The following is a 264-nucleotide window of genomic DNA, read 5'->3' as shown; positions in this document are numbered from 1 at the left end:
ATTCGCCCACCAGGCTGGAGGCAAACGGCAGAAAGCTGGCGAACAGCAGTGACGCGATGTTGATCCAGATCAGCTGGTTGTCCAGGTGGCGTACCCAGGCCTGGGTGCGCAGCGATGCATGCCAGAAGATCGCCAGCACGAAGAAGCTGATCAGCCACGCCATCATGCGCGGCAGCAAGTTGACCAGGGCCGCGAGCAGCTCGCCGGAGCGCTGGATGTGCAACTCGGCCGGCAGGCGCAGTTCCAGCACGAGCAATGTCAGCG

Annotated in this window: 1 protein-coding gene; it reads right to left on the bottom strand. The window is 63.3% G+C overall.

Features of this window, described 5'->3' with window-relative positions; translation table 11 throughout:
* Nucleotides 1–264, bottom strand: a 264-nt coding sequence (locus RVY79_RS20065; protein WP_317466336.1) for a TMEM175 family protein, incomplete at both ends; no start/stop codon positions are given.

The organism is Chromohalobacter sp. HP20-39 (assembly GCF_033052815.1).
Taxonomy (GTDB): Bacteria; Pseudomonadota; Gammaproteobacteria; order Pseudomonadales; family Halomonadaceae; genus Chromohalobacter.
The sequence above is the reverse complement of the archived record's forward strand: the minus strand, read 5'-3'. Positions and strand labels throughout refer to the sequence as shown.